The organism is Paracoccus laeviglucosivorans (assembly GCF_900182695.1).
GTDB lineage: Bacteria > Pseudomonadota > Alphaproteobacteria > Rhodobacterales > Rhodobacteraceae > Paracoccus > Paracoccus laeviglucosivorans.
Genome location: NZ_FXTK01000004.1, coordinates 84,811 through 101,655 on the forward strand (window position 1 = coordinate 84,811; position 16,845 = coordinate 101,655).

16 protein-coding genes are annotated in these 16,845 nt (G+C 62.6%); 8 read left to right on the forward strand and 8 right to left on the reverse strand.

Annotated features, from left to right (window positions below; genetic code table 11):
* The first annotated feature begins 118 nt into the window (after window positions 1–118).
* The gene (gene pdxA, locus FN835_RS05995) at window positions 119–1,072 is read left to right on the forward strand and encodes a 4-hydroxythreonine-4-phosphate dehydrogenase PdxA (RefSeq protein ID WP_142662304.1); all 954 of its coding nucleotides are present in this window, start codon (window positions 119–121) and stop codon (window positions 1,070–1,072) included.
* 145 nt (window positions 1,073–1,217) lie between these two features.
* Here the strand turns inward: pdxA and FN835_RS06000 are convergent, their stop codons facing one another.
* The 3 genes from FN835_RS06000 to FN835_RS06010 all read right to left on the reverse strand — a co-directional run bounded on the left by FN835_RS06000 (window position 1,218) and on the right by FN835_RS06010 (window position 4,377).
* Window positions 1,218–2,258 carry a four-carbon acid sugar kinase family protein gene (locus FN835_RS06000; RefSeq protein ID WP_221930398.1) on the reverse strand — a complete coding sequence of 347 codons (1,041 nt, stop codon included), beginning with the start codon at window positions 2,256–2,258 and terminating at the stop codon, window positions 1,218–1,220.
* 153 nt (window positions 2,259–2,411) lie between these two features.
* Window positions 2,412–3,083, reverse strand: coding sequence for an ABC transporter ATP-binding protein (locus FN835_RS06005; RefSeq protein ID WP_142662306.1), 672 nt, complete (start codon window positions 3,081–3,083; stop codon window positions 2,412–2,414).
* On the reverse strand, window positions 3,076–4,377 hold the full coding sequence (locus tag FN835_RS06010; protein ID WP_142662307.1) for an ABC transporter permease: 1,302 nt from the start codon (window positions 4,375–4,377) through the stop codon (window positions 3,076–3,078). The genes FN835_RS06005 and FN835_RS06010 overlap by 8 nt, the downstream gene beginning before the upstream one ends.
* Before the next feature lie 77 nt (window positions 4,378–4,454).
* On the opposite strand from FN835_RS06010, the gene FN835_RS06015 reads away from it, so the two are divergent.
* Window positions 4,455–4,889, forward strand: a complete 435-nt coding sequence (locus FN835_RS06015; RefSeq protein ID WP_221930399.1) for a GNAT family N-acetyltransferase — start codon at window positions 4,455–4,457, stop codon at window positions 4,887–4,889.
* Window positions 4,890–4,891: 2 nt separating this feature from the next.
* Here FN835_RS06015 and FN835_RS06020 read toward each other — a convergent pair whose 3' ends face one another.
* Both FN835_RS06020 and FN835_RS06025 read right to left on the reverse strand, forming a co-directional pair.
* Window positions 4,892–5,344 carry an Lrp/AsnC family transcriptional regulator gene (locus FN835_RS06020; RefSeq protein ID WP_142662308.1) on the reverse strand — a complete coding sequence of 151 codons (453 nt, stop codon included), beginning with the start codon at window positions 5,342–5,344 and terminating at the stop codon, window positions 4,892–4,894.
* Complete coding sequence (locus tag FN835_RS06025) at window positions 5,341–5,796, reverse strand: Lrp/AsnC family transcriptional regulator (protein ID WP_142662309.1); 456 nt, start codon at window positions 5,794–5,796, stop codon at window positions 5,341–5,343. The genes FN835_RS06020 and FN835_RS06025 overlap by 4 nt, the downstream gene beginning before the upstream one ends.
* A 127-nt stretch (window positions 5,797–5,923) precedes the next feature.
* Between FN835_RS06025 and ilvC the strand changes: the two genes are divergently transcribed.
* Together ilvC and FN835_RS06035 are read left to right on the forward strand one after the other, a co-directional pair.
* Window positions 5,924–6,946 carry a ketol-acid reductoisomerase gene (gene ilvC / locus FN835_RS06030; RefSeq protein ID WP_142662310.1) on the forward strand — a complete coding sequence of 341 codons (1,023 nt, stop codon included), beginning with the start codon at window positions 5,924–5,926 and terminating at the stop codon, window positions 6,944–6,946.
* A 265-nt stretch (window positions 6,947–7,211) separates the two neighbouring features.
* Window positions 7,212–7,502 carry a hypothetical protein gene (locus FN835_RS06035; protein ID WP_142662311.1) on the forward strand — a complete coding sequence of 97 codons (291 nt, stop codon included), beginning with the start codon at window positions 7,212–7,214 and terminating at the stop codon, window positions 7,500–7,502.
* Between the two features lie 147 nt (window positions 7,503–7,649).
* On the opposite strand, the gene FN835_RS06040 is transcribed toward FN835_RS06035, so the two are convergent.
* Both FN835_RS06040 and dnaE read right to left on the reverse strand, forming a co-directional pair.
* Window positions 7,650–8,051, reverse strand: coding sequence for a hypothetical protein (locus tag FN835_RS06040; protein ID WP_142662312.1), 402 nt, complete (start codon window positions 8,049–8,051; stop codon window positions 7,650–7,652).
* Window positions 8,052–8,178: 127 nt separating this feature from the next.
* The gene (dnaE, locus tag FN835_RS06045) at window positions 8,179–11,652 is read right to left on the reverse strand and encodes a DNA polymerase III subunit alpha (protein WP_142662313.1); all 3,474 of its coding nucleotides are present in this window, start codon (window positions 11,650–11,652) and stop codon (window positions 8,179–8,181) included.
* A 94-nt stretch (window positions 11,653–11,746) separates the two neighbouring features.
* Here dnaE and FN835_RS06050 point away from each other — a divergent pair, with 94 nt between their 5' ends.
* The 4 genes from FN835_RS06050 to FN835_RS06065 are packed head-to-tail and all read left to right on the forward strand — an operon-like array spanning window position 11,747 to window position 16,297.
* A complete protein-coding gene (locus tag FN835_RS06050) occupies window positions 11,747–13,258 on the forward strand; it encodes an ABC transporter ATP-binding protein (RefSeq protein WP_142662314.1) in 1,512 nt (503 codons plus the stop codon).
* A complete protein-coding gene (locus tag FN835_RS06055; protein WP_142662315.1) occupies window positions 13,245–14,315 on the forward strand; it encodes an ABC transporter permease in 1,071 nt (356 codons plus the stop codon). The genes FN835_RS06050 and FN835_RS06055 overlap by 14 nt, the downstream gene beginning before the upstream one ends.
* A complete protein-coding gene (locus FN835_RS06060) occupies window positions 14,312–15,199 on the forward strand; it encodes an ABC transporter permease (RefSeq protein WP_142662316.1) in 888 nt (295 codons plus the stop codon). Before FN835_RS06055 ends, FN835_RS06060 begins: the two co-directional genes overlap by 4 nt.
* 21 nt (window positions 15,200–15,220) lie before the next feature.
* Window positions 15,221–16,297 carry a BMP family ABC transporter substrate-binding protein gene (locus FN835_RS06065; RefSeq protein WP_142662317.1) on the forward strand — a complete coding sequence of 359 codons (1,077 nt, stop codon included), beginning with the start codon at window positions 15,221–15,223 and terminating at the stop codon, window positions 16,295–16,297.
* A 60-nt stretch (window positions 16,298–16,357) separates the two neighbouring features.
* On the opposite strand, the gene dps is transcribed toward FN835_RS06065, so the two are convergent.
* The gene (gene dps, locus FN835_RS06070) at window positions 16,358–16,831 is read right to left on the reverse strand and encodes a DNA starvation/stationary phase protection protein Dps (RefSeq protein ID WP_142662318.1); all 474 of its coding nucleotides are present in this window, start codon (window positions 16,829–16,831) and stop codon (window positions 16,358–16,360) included.
* Window positions 16,832–16,845 lie beyond the last annotated feature (14 nt).

Sequence of the window (16,845 nt, forward strand, 5' to 3'; positions counted from 1 at the left end):
GAACCTGAACGATTCACGTGATGGCCGCAAAGCAGCCGTCTTGCCTATGGCATCTGCGTGGCCCGGATGGCAGCTTGCACATGACGCGCGGCGGACCCGACAAGCCAAGGAAACTGACATGAGCGACATCATCGGCATCACCATGGGCGACCCGGCGGGTGTCGGGCCCGAAATCAGCGTCAAGGCGCTGCGCGAAATGTCCCCTGCCGATCGCGACCGCACCATGATCTATGGCAACCGCGCCACGCTTGAGGCAGCCAAGACCGCTGTCGGTGCGGATGTGGACCTTGAGGGCCGCGTCGTTGACCTGCACATCGACGGCGCCCCCCTGCCATGGGGCCAGCTTTCCCCGATCGCGGGCGACGCGGCCTTTCGTTTCATCGAAAAAGCGGTGCGCGATGCCGAAGCGGGCAAGATCGGCTGCATCGTCACCGCCCCCATCAACAAAGAGGCGTTGAACGCCGCAGGTCATCACTATGACGGACATACCGGGATGCTGCGCAGCCTGACCGGCGCGCAGGCCGCCTATATGCTGCTGGCTTCGGAACGGTTGAAGGTCATCCATGTCTCGACCCATGTTTCCCTGAACGAGGCAATCCAGCGCGCCACGACCAAGCGTGTGCTGGCGACGATCCGTGCCGGTCATGCCCATCTGCAACGTATCGGCATCGCCAAACCACGTATCGCGGTGGCGGGCATCAACCCGCATTGCGGTGAAAACGGGTTGTTCGGAACCGAGGATGACGCCCGGATTGCCCCCGCCGTCGCCGCCGCCCGCGCCGAAGGCATCGACGCCCATGGCCCCATCTCGGCGGATACGGTGTTCCACCGTGCCTATTGCGGGGCTTTCGATCTGGTGGTCGCGCAATATCACGATCAGGGGCATATCCCGATCAAGCTGGTGGCCTTTGACACGGCGGTGAACGTCTCGGTCGAACTGCCCATTGACCGCACCTCGGTCGATCACGGCACGGCATTCGACATCGCGGGCAAGGGCATCGCCAACCACAACAACCTGCACGAAGCCATCGCTTATGCCCGCAAGCTGGTCGCCGGCAGAAAAAGGGTATGAGCATCGCGCAGACATCGCCCTGCGCCTGCCCAAACTTCGGAAAATCCGCACGGACGTGAATCGCATCAATCATTGGAGCAAAGCGCCTTTGATCACATGCAAGATGCGGTCAGAATGGTTGTCGGCAATTCTTTTGACAGCATGATCATTTCAGGGCGCAGGCTGATTCCCCGATCATGGCCGCGACATGCGCCAGGCATTCCCGTTCACCAAAGCCGCCGGATTTCGTGACGAATGTCAGCCCCTCTGCTTCAGCGACGACCAGTCCGGGCAGACATTCGCCCCGCAGACGAAGAATGCCGATCCCCAGATAGCGGATCACTGCCTCAGCGCTGGCCCCGCCCGTCAGCAATACCGTGCCAAAGCCCGGACGCAAAAGCGGCGCGGCGGCGCGCGCAAGGTTCGCCGCAACGACATCCCCGCTTGTGGGCACATCGCCGGGCAAGGCCTGCAGGATTATCCGAAAAGCATCGGGCAATTGCCCTGCCGCGCCATTCGGTGCGGCGACATGCGCGATACCGGGGCGGCTGCGCAGGTCCGCGACCTGATCCAACGTGATCGGATCCGTTGATCCGACAAGGAACAGCCCACGCGGCCCCGGCAGCGCGACGCGCGGCACCATATCCCGCCGCGTTAAATGCCGGGCCAGCGCATCGGCCAGCCCGCGTGCGCCAATCAGCAGATCATCTTGCGATGCCGCAAGGACCGCCTGCATCTGGGCCACGCTGGCCACATCGGGGATTGTGCTGCGGGTCGCGTTCGGTCCCAGACATGCCACAACCGGGATTGGAATATCGACGCCGAAGCCCTGCACATGCCCATCGCGCACCACGCGCCCGAATTCGGGAATGGCCGGAGCCATCAGCGCGCTGTTGAAATCCAGCACGGAAATTTCTGCTGCGATGTTTCCTTTCAGCCGCGAGTCGATCTTCTTGAAGATACGGACCGGCGGCAAAGCATCGACCACCCGGCGCATCCGGCCCGCCGCAGCATCCGCCGAAATCTCGCGACCGGCGGTGGTGACGGCGATGATGTCCGGTCGCAGGGCCAGTGCCGCAGGCAGATGTTCGGCCCCCAGTGCAAAGGCCACGTCAAGGCCACGCCCGGCAAAGGGCGCGGCCGCATCCAGCGCCCCGGTCAGATCATCCGCGATGATCGCCAGTGCCAGCGTTCCCTTTTCCGACAATCCGCCCCTCCGAACTCCCAAGGACAGGAGGATGCGCATCTGCCGGTCGGTTGTCAAATTCGGGGCGCAACCCAGGATGAAGATCGGTTAATCACGTGAAATGCTTCACGAACCAAAGATCAGGTATGCGGCAGAAGCGGCGCAATTGCCCCGTCAGCCCTGCCGCACGTCCAGTTGGATCACCCGGTCCATCCGTGCCGCCAGTTCCGGGTTATGCGTTGCAATCAGCGCCGCAAGGCCCGTATCGCGCACCAGCCCCATGAGAACGTCGAACACCCGGTCCGAGGTCGCCGGATCAAGGTTCCCCGTCGGTTCATCCGCCAGCAGCAGCTTCGGCCCATTCGCCAAGGCGCGGCAGAACGCCACGCGCTGCTGTTCCCCGCCCGAAAGCTGGGCCGGGCGGTGTTCGGCGCGGTGGCTTAGTCCCACCCGTTCCAGCAGGTCGCGGGCGCGGGCATGGGCGGCGTTACCCGCAACGCCATTCGCAAGCTGCGGCAGCACGATGTTTTCGATGGCCGAGAATTCGGGCAGCAGGTGATGGAACTGATAGACAAAGCCAAGCGCCTCGCGCCGCGCCTCGGTCCGGGCCTTGTCGGACTGGCCGGTCATGTCTTGTCCGTCCAGCAGCACGCGGCCGGTATCGGGCGTGTCCAGCAGCCCCGCGATATGGAGCAGCGTCGATTTGCCCGCCCCCGAAGGCGCGACCAGTGCCACCACCTCGCCACGGCCCACGCGCAGCGACAGGTCCGACAGCACCGGGACAGGCGCAGGGCCGCCCTTGCCATAGGTCTTGGAGATCGCTTCCAGCAGCAGGACATCACTCATAGCGCAGCGCCTCAACGGGGTTCATGCGGGCCGCGCGACGCGCGGGAAAGATCGTGACGATAAAGGACAGCGCCAGGGACAGCGCCACCGCACGGAAAATGTCCCATGCCCGCAGATCGGCGGTCAGTTGATAGATGCCGCGCACCTCGGGCTGCCAGGCATTGCCGCCGGTCAGCGCATTCAGGCCGGCCATGATGTGATCGACATTCAGCGACAGCGCCACGCCCAGCACCACCCCGGCAATCGTGCCCAAGACGCCCGTAAAAGCACCGCACAGGAAAAAGACCCGCAGGATCGCGCCCTCGGTCAGGCCCATCGTGCGCAGGATGCCGATGTCGCGTCCCTTGTTCTTGACCAGCATGATAAGCCCGGAAGTGATGTTCATCGACGCGATCAGCACAAGGATCGACAGGATGATGAACATGACGTCATCCTCCATATCCAGCGCCGCAAGGAACGACCCCGAGGCGTCGCGCCATGTCCAGATCTGCGCCCCCTCGCCCGCCGCCGCCATCAACTGGGGCGTCCAGCGATCGATCCGCTCGGGGTCATCGACATAGACCTGAATCTCATCGGCGACGCCGTCGCGGTTGAAATAGTTCTGCGCCTCGGCGAAGGGCATGAAGATGCGGGCTTGATCGATGTCATAGCGCCCGGCCGAAAAGATATAGGTGACCTCATAGGTCTCGATCCGGGGATTGGTGCCGAAGGCGGTCTTGGCCCCGTCCGGCGCCACAAGCTGCACCTTGTCGCCGACGCCCACGCCCAGTTCGCGCGCAAGGCCGATCCCCAGGGCGATGCCTTTGTCGAAATTCGCCAGATCGCCCATCGAGGTGTCGGGATTCACGATCCCCGGCATGGATTTCAGTGCGTCCAGCGTGATGCCATAGACATCGCCAAGGCCCGCCGCGTCGCCCTGTTTCGCCATGACCTTGCCGCGCACCGCCGGATAGGCATGGGTCACGCCGGGGATGTCCGCGATCTTCGCGGTCACCGCATCGTAATCCTGCACCTTGCCCGGAGAGATGTAGGTCTCTTCGGTCAGTTCGTTGTAAAAGCTGGTGGGGCTGTAATAGACGGTGCTATGGGCATTCGCGCCCAGTATCGTATCGACGAAATCCGCCCGGAACCCGGCCCGCACCGCCAGCGTGGCAATCAGCGCCATGACGCCAAGGGTGATGCCGATCAGGCTGATCCATGTCATCACGCTGACCCCGCCCTCGGCCCGGCGGGCACGCAGATAGCGCCATGCGATCAGGAATTCATAGCGTGAGAAAGGGCGCGGACTGGCCATTGGTCACCTTGATTTTGTTCGCGACTGCTTGGCGTGTATGACGCAAACATGCAAGCCAACAAGCATGTGAGGGTTTCTTGATCATCCGTCCCGCCACGCCCGCCGACCTGCCCGGAATCCGCGCCATCGCCGAGGCCGCCTATCGCCCCTATGTCGCCCGCAACGGGTTGGAGCCCGCGCCACTGAACGAAGATTACGCCGCCTGCCTGCCCCGGACGTGGGTGCTGGACGAAGACGGGCCGCAGGGATTTGTCGTGCTGATCGACCAGCCCGATCATATGTTGCTGGACAACGTGGCTGTCGGTCCCGGCGCGCAGGGCAAGGGTTACGGGCGCGCGTTGATGGACTTCGCCGAAGGCCACGCACGCGCGGCCCACCTGCCCGCCATCCGGCTTTATACGCAAGAGATCATGGTCGAAAACCTCGCGATCTATACCCGGCGCGGCTATGTCGAGACGCACCGGGCCACCGAAGATGGCCTGCCCCGCGTCTTCATGGAAAAACGGCTTTAGCGTCACAAGGGGCCGGGGCGGCGTTCTTCGGACAGCATCACGTTCGCCTCGACCTGCCCCACGCCGGGCAGTGTCATGATGCGGCGGCGCAGGATGCGTTCGAAATCCGCGATGTCGCGGGCATGAATGCGCAGGCGGTAATCGAACTGGCCAAGCACATGCTGGACGGTCTGCACCTCGGGGATCGCGGTCACCGCGCGTTCGAATTCCTCAAGACTGGTGCGGCCTTTTGCGGCAAGGCGGATGCCCAGAAAGACGGTGACGCCGAAGCCCAAAGCTGCCGCATCGACCACCACGCGCCGCCCGGCGATCACGCCCGCATCGGTGAGCCGCTTGATACGGCGCCACGCAGCGGGCTGGGTCAGGCCGATCTCTCGGCCCACCTCGGCGGCGCTCAGGTTCGCGTCGCCCGCCAACAGGCGCAGAATGGCAAGATCGGTCGCATCGGGGGTCACAGCGGCAGCTCCTGCACGTCTTTGATTGTGGACACCAGCATGAGCGCGTCGCTGTCGGACACATGCGGCAGGGTCAGGATGCTTTCGCGATAGATCTGCTGCCAATGCGCCATGTCGCGCGCGATGACCGAAAGTCGCAGATCGACCGAGCCAAGGAAGGTCTGAATCTCCGTCACTTCGGGAACACGGCGGGCGGCGGTCATGAAATCGTCAAAGGCGCGCGGCTCGGTCTTGTCCAGGGTGAAGCGCAGACTGACCTGCACCTCATAGCCCAGCTTACGCCAGTCGATGCGGGTCTCCGTGGCGCGTATGACGCCGCTTTCGCGCAACCGCTCAAGCCTGCGCCACAGGCTGGCGGGTGTTACCCCCGCCCGCAGCGCAAGTTCGGCATTGCCGATCTGCGGATCGGCCAGAAGTTGGCGAAGTATGCGCCGGTCAGTCGCGTCAGGCATGATTTTTTCACTATGATAAGCGATTACTTATTAACATCGCGAATATTTGCCTGAAAGTGCGAAAAATGCACAGAACTGGTCGCGCAGCCCTGTTACAAAACCGCAATCGGATTTGAGGAGAGACCAAATGCGCGTTTACTATGATCGCGACTGCGATGTGAACCTGATCAAGGACAAGAAAATCGCCATGCTGGGCTATGGCTCGCAAGGTCACGCCCATGCGCTGAACCTGCGCGACTCGGGCGCCAAGAACCTGGTCGTGGCTCTGCGCGAAGGCTCGGCCTCGGCCAAGAAAGCCGAAGCCGAGGGCCTGAAGGTCATGGGCATTGCCGAAGCCGCCGCCTGGGCCGATCTGGTCATGTTCACCATGCCCGACGAGCTGCAGGCCGAAACCTATAAGAAATACGTCCATGACAATATCCGCGAAGGCGCGGCGATCGCTTTTGCGCACGGCCTGAACGTGCATTTCGGCCTGATCGAGCCGAAAAAAGGCGTGGACGTCATCATGATGGCGCCGAAAGGTCCGGGCCACACCGTTCGCGGCGAATACACCAAAGGCGGCGGCGTGCCCTGCCTGGTGGCCGTGCATCACGATGCGACCGGCAAGGCCATGGACATCGGCCTGAGCTATTGCTCAGCCATCGGTGGCGGCCGTTCGGGCATCATCGAGACCAACTTCCGTCAGGAATGCGAAACCGACCTGTTCGGCGAACAGGCCGTTCTGTGCGGTGGCCTGGTCGAACTGATCCGCATGGGCTTTGAAACCCTGGTCGAAGCCGGTTACGAGCCGGAAATGGCCTATTTCGAATGCCTGCACGAAGTGAAGCTGATCGTGGACCTGATCTACGAAGGCGGCATCGCTAACATGAACTACTCGATCTCGAACACCGCCGAATATGGCGAATATGTCTCGGGCCCGCGCATCCTGCCCTATGAGGAAACCAAGGCCCGCATGAAAGCGGTGCTGTCGGACATCCAGACCGGCAAATTCGTGCGCGACTTCATGACCGAGAACGCCGTGGGCCAGCCCTTCTTCAAGGCGACCCGCCGCATCAATGACGAGCACGAGATCGAAAAGGTCGGCGAGAAGCTGCGCGCCATGATGCCCTGGATTTCCAAGGGCAAAATGGTCGACAAGGACCGGAACTGATCCCGGCTCGTAAGATTGGAAAAGCCCCGCATATGCGGGGCTTTTTCATTGGATTGGCGGTAAGTTACTGAGCTTTTCAGCCATCAGACGTCACGTCTATTATACATAGCGAAGACGCGGGAAAGTGAGGCCATCTTGAGTCGAAGAGAATACCGCGCATCGGTTCTTCTGGCATTCGTCCTGGGCCTGTTTTCATTCCATATTTATGACCGCCTTTCTGTCATACTGTCTATTAGTGGGATTTGGGTTAAGACCTATTGTAACGATGAGACAGGCCTGCCTGTATGCCCGCTTTGAACGGGAAGGCGGCATAGGCTATTCGCAGTTCGTCTATTTCTTTGCCACGGAGGAAGCTGCCCGAGATGGCCGCTTGAGCCATCAGAATGTGGGCTGCGAGGCTGCATATCGCATTTCTGTCTCATGGACCGACGCATCGAATGCGGTTGTAGACGGACCGGCAGGATGTGAGATCGAAGGCTATATGGGACCGAAAAAATTCACCGTTGAGCAAATCAGCAGCTATCGAACGGCAATTGCCATTCGCAACAAGCGATGACCGATTCGAGATGACGACAACCGTCCACCGCTGCCCGCCCTAATTACCCGCAGCGTCTGACGGGGGGCGTTGATTCAGACGGCGCTTCGCAGGGTGCGCGCGGAAATTCAGGACGATGCTCAAGCAAGCGCGTCTATGCATCACCATTTACGTCATAGGATGCGATGGTCTGGATAATATCTCTGCGATCCACGGATCGGTATGTTCCTTGACCGGATTGTCGGAGCGGTCGCGTTTCCTGTGGTACTCACCTGCATCATATGCCGAGAATATCTCATAAAACGGTTCAGGCACCGCCCGGCCACGACTTTCAAGGCTTTCAAGCCACGCCCACCACAAATCATTCATTATTCCGTCGCAAACCTGATAGCTGAGGACGCCCGCCGCGTATTTTTCAGCGACCATAAGGGCTATCACGTTGTAGAACTGATGGTTTGCCAGATCGCCTGCCCATTCCTCGACTTGCTCGGGCGCGATACGCCGCCGGGGATCAGCGCGCGCAATCTCGACCATTTCGGCCAGTCGGCATTCCAGCGCCTGACCATCCAACAATTTTCCAGACACAGCCAAGGATCCGCCCCTAATTATAAACCCGCGCCATTCCCAGACATTGGCGCGGGCATTTCCTTACATTCGCATGTGTCTCGTCAAGGCCTGCTTCAGGCACCCACACCCCCTACTCCTCCAGCACCTCCAGCACCCCCGGAATGACCCGCAGCGCCTGGCGGGCGGGGGTGGTCAGGGGGGCGTCCTCGGTAATCTCGATATCCACAAGATCGTCGCCGTCCTTCAGGCGCAGCGAGATCGGGCCGCGCGCGCGGGATGGCGCGTTGATTTCGGCCTGGATGCGCGCCAAGGCCTGGGCGATGGCGGGCACCGCGTCCAGCCCGCTGATCTCGACCGCCAGACGGTTCGCGCCCGCGTCCGCCACTGCTTGTTCCAGCGGCGTCACCGACCGGGCCAGCAGCTTGACCTGATCGCCGGACGGTTCGACCTGCACCTGCAGCACGACGTTTTCGCCCGGCTCCAGATGCTGCCTGTGGGCGTCCAGCGTATCGGAAAACACCGTCACCTCGTATAGCCCGGTCGGATCGGACAGACCTACGAAGGCAAAGCGTGTGCCGCGGGCGGATTTCTTTTCCTGCCGGAAGGCCACGGTCCCAGCCAGCGATGCGACAAGGGCACCGTCCATAGCTGCCTGCGTCACCTCGGCCAGCGTCTGCACGTTCTTGCGCCGCAGCGCGGGCAGGTAATCGTCCAAGGGATGCCCCGAGAGATAAAAGCCCACCGCGGCATGTTCCTCGCCCAGTTTTTCGGCGGGCATCCAGACCGGCGCGGTCACGGCACGCGGCGGGGGCAGATCCTCACCCCCCCCGAAAAGCGAGGATTGCGATGACGCCGCAGCCTCTTGCACCGCTTGCGACCACGCGACCAAACCATCAAGAGATTTCAGAACCTTGGAGCGGCTTTCCTCCAAAACATCGAAGGCGCCGGCACGGGCCAGCATCTCAAGCGGACGCTTGCCCACCCGGCGCATATCCACCCGGCGGGCGAAGTCCTGCATGTTCTTGAAGGGCTGGTCGCCACGCGCCTGCACGATCAGGTTCATCGCCTCGACCCCCACGCCCTTCAACGCGCCAAGGGCATAGTGGATGCGGCCTTCGCGGACGCTGAACGTCGCGATCGAACGGTTGACGCAGGGCGGAATCGTCTCGATCCCCATGCGGTCGGCTTCACGCTTATAGACAGCCAGCTTGTCGGTCAGGTGAATATCGCAGTTCATCACCGCGGCCATGAACTCGACCGGATGGTTCGCCTTCAGCCATGCGGTCTGGTAACTGACGACGGCATAGGCGGCAGCGTGCGATTTGTTGAAGCCGTAATTCGCGAACTTCTCAAGAAGGTCAAAGACTTCCCCGGCTTTCTTTCCGTCGATTCCCTGCGCCTTGCAGCCCTCGACGAATTTGGGCCGTTCCTTGGCCATTTCCTCGGCGATCTTCTTGCCCATCGCGCGGCGCAGCAGGTCGGCACCGCCAAGCGAATAGCCCGCCATGACCTGCGCGATCTGCATCACCTGTTCCTGATAGACGATGATGCCCTGCGTTTCCGCCAGGATCGGGTCGATGGTCGGGTGCAGCGATTCCAGCGGACGAAGGCCGTTCTTCACCTCGCAATAGGTGGGAATATTCTCCATCGGGCCGGGGCGATACAATGCCACCAGTGCCACGATGTCCTCGATGCAGGTGGGTTTCATGCGCCGCAGCGCGTCCATCATACCGCTGGATTCCACCTGAAACACCGCAACGGTGCGGGCGCTGGCGAACAGGTCATAGCTGGGCTTGTCGTCCAGCGGAATCGCGTTGATCTGGTTTTCCGCGCCATCGGCGGGCGTATAAAGCGTGCGCCCATCTGCCGCGACATGCAGCGGGCGCCCGCCACCATTGACCAGATCCACGGCATTCTGGATCACCGTCAGGGTTTTCAGGCCCAGAAAGTCGAATTTGACCAGCCCTGCCGCCTCGACCCACTTCATGTTGAACTGGGTCGCGGGCATGTCCGATGCCGGATCGCGATACAAAGGCACCAGATGGTGCAGCGGCCTGTCCCCGATCACCACCCCCGCCGCGTGGGTCGATGCGTTGCGCAGCAGCCCCTCGATCTTGGCGGCATAATCCAGCAGGCGGCCCACGACTTCCTCTTTGGCGGCTTCGCGCAGGCGGGGTTCGTCGGCCAAGGCCTTGGTGACGCTGACAGGCTTGACCCCCTCGACCGGGATCATCTTGGACAGGCGATCTACCTGACCGAATGGCAGTTGCAGCACGCGGCCCACGTCGCGCACGGCGGCCTTGGACAGCAACGCGCCGAAGGTGATGATCTGGCCCACCTTGTCGCGGCCATATTTCTCCTGAACGTAGCGGATCACTTCCTCTCGCCGGTCCATGCAAAAGTCGATGTCGAAGTCGGGCATCGAAACCCGTTCCGGGTTCAGGAAGCGTTCGAACAGCAGGCTGTAGCGCAGCGGATCAAGGTCGGTGATCGTCAGCGCATAGGCCACAAGCGAGCCCGCGCCCGACCCCCGGCCTGGACCGACCGGGATGCCCTGATCCTTGGCCCATTTGATGAAATCGGCAACGATCAGGAAATAACCCGGAAAGCCCATCTGTTCGATGATGCCCAGTTCGAACCGCAGCCGCTCCTCATATTCCTCAAGCGGCACGGCATGGGGGATGATGGCAAGCCGGGCGCGCAGACCGTCCCACGCCTGACGGCGCAGCTCCTCGACCTCATCATCGGCAAAGCGCGGCAGGATCGGGGCGTGCTTTTTCACGGCAAAGGCGCAGCGTTTCGCAATCTCGACCGTGTTGTCGATCGCTTCGGGCAGGTCGGCGAACAGCGTCGCCATTTCCGCTGCCGATTTGAAGTAATGCTGCGGGGTCAGCCGACGGCGCGGCGCGGTCTGATCGACATAGGCCCGGTCCGAGATGCAGATCAGCGCGTCATGCGCATCGAAAAGGTCCGGCTTCGGGAAATACACGTCATTCGTCGCGACCAGCGGCAAATCCAGCGCATAGGCGATGTCGATCATGCCGCCTTCGCTTGCGGCTTCGGCGGCCATGGGCTTGCCGGATTCGTCGCGGTGGCGCTGCAATTCGACGTAAAGCCGGGTCGGGAAACCTTCGGCAAGCTGCTGGGTCAGATCGCGGGCATCGGTCAGACGCCCCAGCGCGACCAGTTGCCCCACCGGCCCGCCAGCCCCGCCGGTCAGGCAGATCAGCCCTTCGGCATGGGCCAGCAATTCGTCCACGGTCACGTGCGGCAAGGCGCTGCCTTCACGCAGGTACAGGCAGGTTGAAAGCGCCATCAGGTTCAACCAGCCCGCCGCATTCTGCGCAAGCACCACGACCGGCCCCGTGGTGGCTACGGCCTGCACCGTCACCTGACATCCCACGATTGGCTGGACGCCTGCGTCCTGTGCCTTGACCGAAAACTCCAGCGCGGCGAACAGGGCGTTGCTGTCGGTCAGCGCGACGGCAGGCATCCCGTTGGACGCGGCAAGGTCCGCAAGTTTCTTGACCGGAATCGCACCTTCCAGAAGCGAGTGTTCGGAATGCGTGCGCAGATGAATGAATCGGGGCGAATTTTCAGGCATGGCGCCAATCTAGGCGCGACCTGTCCATCTGTGCAATTGCCCATCGGCCGAAATCCGCTAAGAGGAGTGCTGAATAATCCAGCGGGGCGGCCGAGTGACTGACGTTTTCCGGGCAGAGAGCCTGGGCAAAACCTATCCCGGCGTGCGCGCCAATGAAGATGTCAGCTTTTCGGTGGCGCCCGGCGAAATCCACGCGCTTCTGGGCGAAAACGGCGCGGGCAAATCCACACTGGTCAAGATGATCTATGGTCTGGTCAAACCCGATGACGGTCACATGACGCTGATGGGATCGGTCCATGCGCCCGCCGATCCGCGTGCGGCACGCGCGGCGGGCGTCGCGATGGTGTTTCAGCATTTCAGCCTGTTCGACGCGCTGACCGTGGCCGAGAATATTGCTTTGGGAATGGAAAACCCGCCGAAATCCCGCGAATTGTCCCAGCGCATAGCTGAACTTTCGCAAAGCTATGGCCTGCCGTTGAACCCGGCGCGGCGCGTGGCCAGCCTGTCGGCAGGTGAACGGCAGCGGGTGGAAATCCTGCGCTGCCTGCTGCAGTCTCCGCGCCTGCTGATCATGGACGAACCCACCAGCGTCCTGACCCCGCAAGAGGCCGAGATTTTGTTTGCCACCCTGCGTCAATTGGCGGCAGGCGGCACGGCGATCCTGTATATCAGCCACAAGCTGGACGAAATCCGCAGCCATTGCGACCGCGCCACGATCCTGCGCCACGGGCGCGTCGTGAACACCGTCGATCCGCGCGCCCACACCGCCCGCGAACTGGCCGCGATGATGGTCGGCGCGGAAATGCGCGTCATCGACCGTTCAGGCCGCAAGCCGGGGGCCGAGGTGCTGCGCGTGGCGGGCCTTGCCACTGCCTCGGACGGAATGGCGCTGAAGGACGTTGCCCTGACCCTGCGCGCTGGTGAAATTCTGGGCATCGGCGGCGTGGCCGGAAACGGACAAGAGGAACTGCTATCTGCCCTGTCTGGTGAGATTGCGACACGGCCCGGCACGATCACGCTGGATGGCGTGGACCTGTCGCGCACCCCGCCCGAGGCGCGGCGCAAGGCGGGCCTGCTGGCCGCGCCCGAGGATCGGCTGGGCCATGCCGCAGTGCCCGAATTCTCGTTGGCCGAAAACACGCTGCTGACCGCAGGCTCGCGTCAGGGGCTGATCCGGGGCGGGCTGATCGACCATTCCGCCGCGCAAGCCTTTGCGCAGGCCGTCATCGCCGCCTTCGACGTGCGCACGCCCGGCCCGCAAACGGCGGCGGGCGCTTTGTCCGGCGGCAACCTGCAGAAATTCGTCATCGGACGCGAAGTGCTGGGCAAACCGCGCGTGCTGGTGGTCAACCAACCGACATGGGGTGTCGATGCCGGTGCCGCCGCGCAGGTGCGTCAGGCGCTTCTGGACCTTGCCGCAAAGGGCGCGGGGATCATCGTCATCTCGCAGGATCTGGATGAGCTTTTGGAACTGTCCGACCGCTTCTGTGCACTGAACGACGGGCGGCTATCCGCCCCCCGCCCGACCGAGGGGCTGAGCATTGATGAGATCGGCCTGATGTTGGGCGGCGCGCATGGGATGGAGGTCGCACATGTTCCGGCTTGAACCCCGCGCCAGCGCACCGCTTGCCTGGCAGCTGGCCACGCCGGTTCTGGCGGTGCTTGCGACCATGATCACGGGCGGCATCCTGTTCGCGGCACTTGGCTTTGATCCCGTGGCCTCGATCCGCACGATCTTCTGGGATCCGCTGTTCGGGCCTGCCGCCAGCTATTCGCGCCCGCAACTGCTGGTCAAGGCAGGGCCGCTGATCCTGATCGCCAGTGGCCTTGCATTGGGTTTCCGCGCCGGCATCTGGAACATCGGCGCCGAGGGCCAGTATATCATCGGCGCGATCTGCGGCGCAGCCGTGGCACTGGCCGCCTATCCGACCGAGGCATTCTGGATTTTCCCTGCCATGATCCTTGCCGGTGCGCTTGGCGGCTGCGCTTGGGGCATGATCCCCGCCATGCTGCGCAACTGGTTCGGCGCGTCCGAAATCCTTGTTTCGCTGATGCTGGTCTATGTCGCGCAAAAGGTCGCGGCATGGATGGCATTCGGGCCAATGAAGAACCCCGAGGGGTTCAATTTTCCCGGTTCGCGCAACCTGCAACAATATCCCGCCGCCTCGAACCCTGAAATCATTGCGAATACCGGTTTGCATTGGGGCGTCATCGCGGCAGGCATTGCGCTGGTCGTGACGTGGTTCGTCATGTCGCGCCATGTGCTGGGCTTTCACATCCGCACCGCAGGCGCCGCGCCCCGCGCCGCGCGCTTTGCCGGCGTGCGCCCGCAGCGGCTGGTCGCGCTGTGCCTTGGCGTGTCCGGCGCCTTGGCCGGAGTCGCGGGCCTGTTCGAGGTCGCGGGACCGGCGGGCCAGATCACCGAAAGCTTCGGCTCGGGCTATGGCTTCACGGCGATCATCGTGGCCTTCCTGGGCCGCTTGCACCCCTTGGGCATCCTGTTTGCGGGCCTTTTGATGGCACTGACCTATATCGGGGGCGAATTGGCGCAGATGATGCTGCAACTGCCCGCCGCGACCGTGCAGGTCTTTCAAGGGATGCTGCTGTTCTTTCTGCTGGGTTTCGACATCCTGACCCGCTACCGCATCCGGAGGCGCGCATGATCGACCCCATCGCCGTTTTCATCCTGCTGCTGGGCGCGGCCACGCCGATCCTGTTCGCAGCATTGGGCGAATTGGTCACCGAACGCGCGGGTGTTCTGAATTTGGGCGTCGAGGGTATGATGATCGGGGGCGCTTTGGCCGGTTTCGCCGCCGCACATGCGACCGGCAGTCCCGCGCTTGGCTTTGCTGCCGCGGCCATCGCAGGGGTGGTTCTGTCGATGATCTTTGCCGCGCTGACCCAGTTCCTGCTGTCCAACCAGGTCGCAACGGGCCTTGCGCTGACGCTGTTCGGGCTGGGTCTGACCGCGATGTTCGGCAAACCCTATGAAGGCGTCAAGGCCCCGACGATGATGGCGGGGCCGCTGGGGCTGAACCCGATGATCTGGCTGGGTCTGCTGATGGTTCCGGCGGTCTGGTGGGGGCTGAACCGTTCGCGCCCCGGCCTGATCCTGCGTGCCGTCGGCGAAAACCACGACGCCGCCCATGCGCTTGGCTATCCGGTCCGGGCAGTGCGGATCGCCGCCATCGCCTTTGGCGGCGCAATGGCCGGAATGGGCGGGGCCTACATCTCGATCGCGACGGTGCTGCAATGGACCGAGGGCATGACCGCAGGCGCGGGCTGGATCGCATTGGCCATCGTCGTATTCGCGCAGTGGAACCCTTGGGGCGTCTTGGCCGGGGCATGGCTTTTCGGCGGTGTCACGGTGCTGCAATTGCGTCTGCAGGCGGCAGGCGTCGCGGTTCCCGTGCAGTTGCTGACCATGGCGCCCTATCTGGCGACGATCATCGTGCTGGTGCTGATCTCGGCCCGGCAGAAATACGGCCGTTCAGGCGGGGGATCGGCCCCCGGCTCGCTTGGCAAACCCTTCCATGCGCTGCGATAGCGCCCACCTGAGGAGACCTTGATGAAACGCAGAACCCTTCTTGGCAGCGCCGCCGCGCTGATGGCCATGTCCGCCATGCCCGCCTTTGCCCAGGACGAGAAGCTGAAGATCGGCTTCATCTATGTCGGCCCCGTGGGCGATGGCGGCTGGACCTATCAGCACGATCTGGCCCGTCAGGCGCTGGAAAAGGAATATGGCGACAAGATCGAAACCACCTTCATCGAGTCTGTCCCCGAAGGCGCAGATGCCGAACGCGCACTGACCCAGCTTGCCCTGTCCGGCAACAAGATGATCTTTGCGACCAGCTTTGGTTTCATGGACGCCACGATCAACGTCGCCAAGAAATTCCCCGACATCAAGTTCGAGCACGCGACCGGCTACAAACGCGCCGAAAACGTCGCGACCTATGACGCCCGCTTTTACGAAGGACGCGCCGTCATCGGCACCATCGCGGGTCGCATGACCAAATCGAACAAGATCGGCTATATCGGCTCGTTCCCGATCCCCGAGGTCATCCAAGGCATCAACTCGGCCTATATCCACGCCAAAAAGGTGAACCCGGATGTCGAGATGAAGGTGGTCTGGGTCTATAGCTGGTTCGACCCCGCCAAAGAGGCAGACGCGGCAGCCGCCCTGATCGCCGAAGGCGTGGACGTGTTCATGCAGCACACCGATTCCACCGCACCGCTGGCAAAAGCGCAGGAAGCCGGGGCCCTTGGCTTTGGTCAGGCATCCGACATGGCGGCATTTGCGCCCTCGCCGCGCATCGCGTCGATCATTGACGACTGGTCGCCCTATTACATCAAGCGCGTGGGTCAGGTTCTGGACGGCACCTGGAAATCCGAGGGCACATGGGCCGGTATCGGCGATGGCGAGGTCGTGATCGGTGAGATCACCGAAGTCGTCCCCGCCGAAGTGAAAGCCGAAGCCGAGGCGCTGAAAGCCGCCATCGCATCGGGCGAACATCACCCCTTTACCGGGCCGCTGAAAAAGCAGGACGGCAGCGACTGGCTGGCCGAAGGGCAAAAGGCCACCGACGAGGAGTTGTCGGGCATGAATTTCTATGTCGAGGGCATCACCGCCCCGATGCCGAAATAAGCTGGCCTGAAAATGAAAAACCGGGGCGAAATGCCCCGGTTTTGCTTTTGTGAAACGCCGTTATTCCAAATGGCTTTCCATGAACCACAGATCCTTGTCGGCCGTGCGCGATGCTGCGGTGAACAGGTCGGCCGTGTCGGCATCGCCCGCCTCATCGGTCGAGTCGATCGACTCGCGCACCTTGGCACCGTAATCGCGCATCCGTTCCGACAATGCCTTGATGTGGTCTTCGGCCTTGGTCAGATCGGTCGGATATTCCTTGATGCTGCTGGCCTTGGCGACCTTTTCGACCGTGCCGACGGCCACGCCGTCCAGCTGCTGCACACGCTCGGCCATCTCATCGACATGGACCTGCAGATTGGCAAAGACCTGATCGAACAGTTCATGCACCGCGATGAAGTTGCGGCCCTTGACGTTCCAATGCGCTTGCTTGATCGCCGCCGACAGCGCGACGGCATCGGCCAGTCGGGCGTTCAGTTCGGCGATGGCGGTCTTGCGGGCGTTGTCGGTCAGACCTTGCAGATTGACTGCCATGACAGTCCTCCTTT

Bases quoted from the DNA above. Each gene is read 5' to 3' on its own strand.
- dps (WP_142662318.1), bottom strand. From the start codon at position 16,831: ATGGCAGTCAATCTGCAAGGTCTGACCGACAACGCCCGCAAGACCGCC.
- FN835_RS06025 (WP_142662309.1), bottom strand. From the start codon at position 5,796: ATGCCTGACGCGACTGACCGGCGCATACTTCGCCAACTTCTGGCCGAT.
- FN835_RS06055 (WP_142662315.1), top strand. From the start codon at position 13,245: ATGTTCCGGCTTGAACCCCGCGCCAGCGCACCGCTTGCCTGGCAGCTG.
- FN835_RS06005 (WP_142662306.1), bottom strand. From the start codon at position 3,083: ATGAGTGATGTCCTGCTGCTGGAAGCGATCTCCAAGACCTATGGCAAG.
- FN835_RS06010 (WP_142662307.1), bottom strand. From the start codon at position 4,377: ATGGCCAGTCCGCGCCCTTTCTCACGCTATGAATTCCTGATCGCATGG.
- ilvC (WP_142662310.1), top strand. From the start codon at position 5,924: ATGCGCGTTTACTATGATCGCGACTGCGATGTGAACCTGATCAAGGAC.
- FN835_RS06060 (WP_142662316.1), top strand. From the start codon at position 14,312: ATGATCGACCCCATCGCCGTTTTCATCCTGCTGCTGGGCGCGGCCACG.
- FN835_RS06035 (WP_142662311.1), top strand. From the start codon at position 7,212: ATGAGACAGGCCTGCCTGTATGCCCGCTTTGAACGGGAAGGCGGCATA.
- pdxA (WP_142662304.1), top strand. From the start codon at position 119: ATGAGCGACATCATCGGCATCACCATGGGCGACCCGGCGGGTGTCGGG.
- FN835_RS06065 (WP_142662317.1), top strand. From the start codon at position 15,221: ATGAAACGCAGAACCCTTCTTGGCAGCGCCGCCGCGCTGATGGCCATG.
- dnaE (WP_142662313.1), bottom strand. From the start codon at position 11,652: ATGCCTGAAAATTCGCCCCGATTCATTCATCTGCGCACGCATTCCGAA.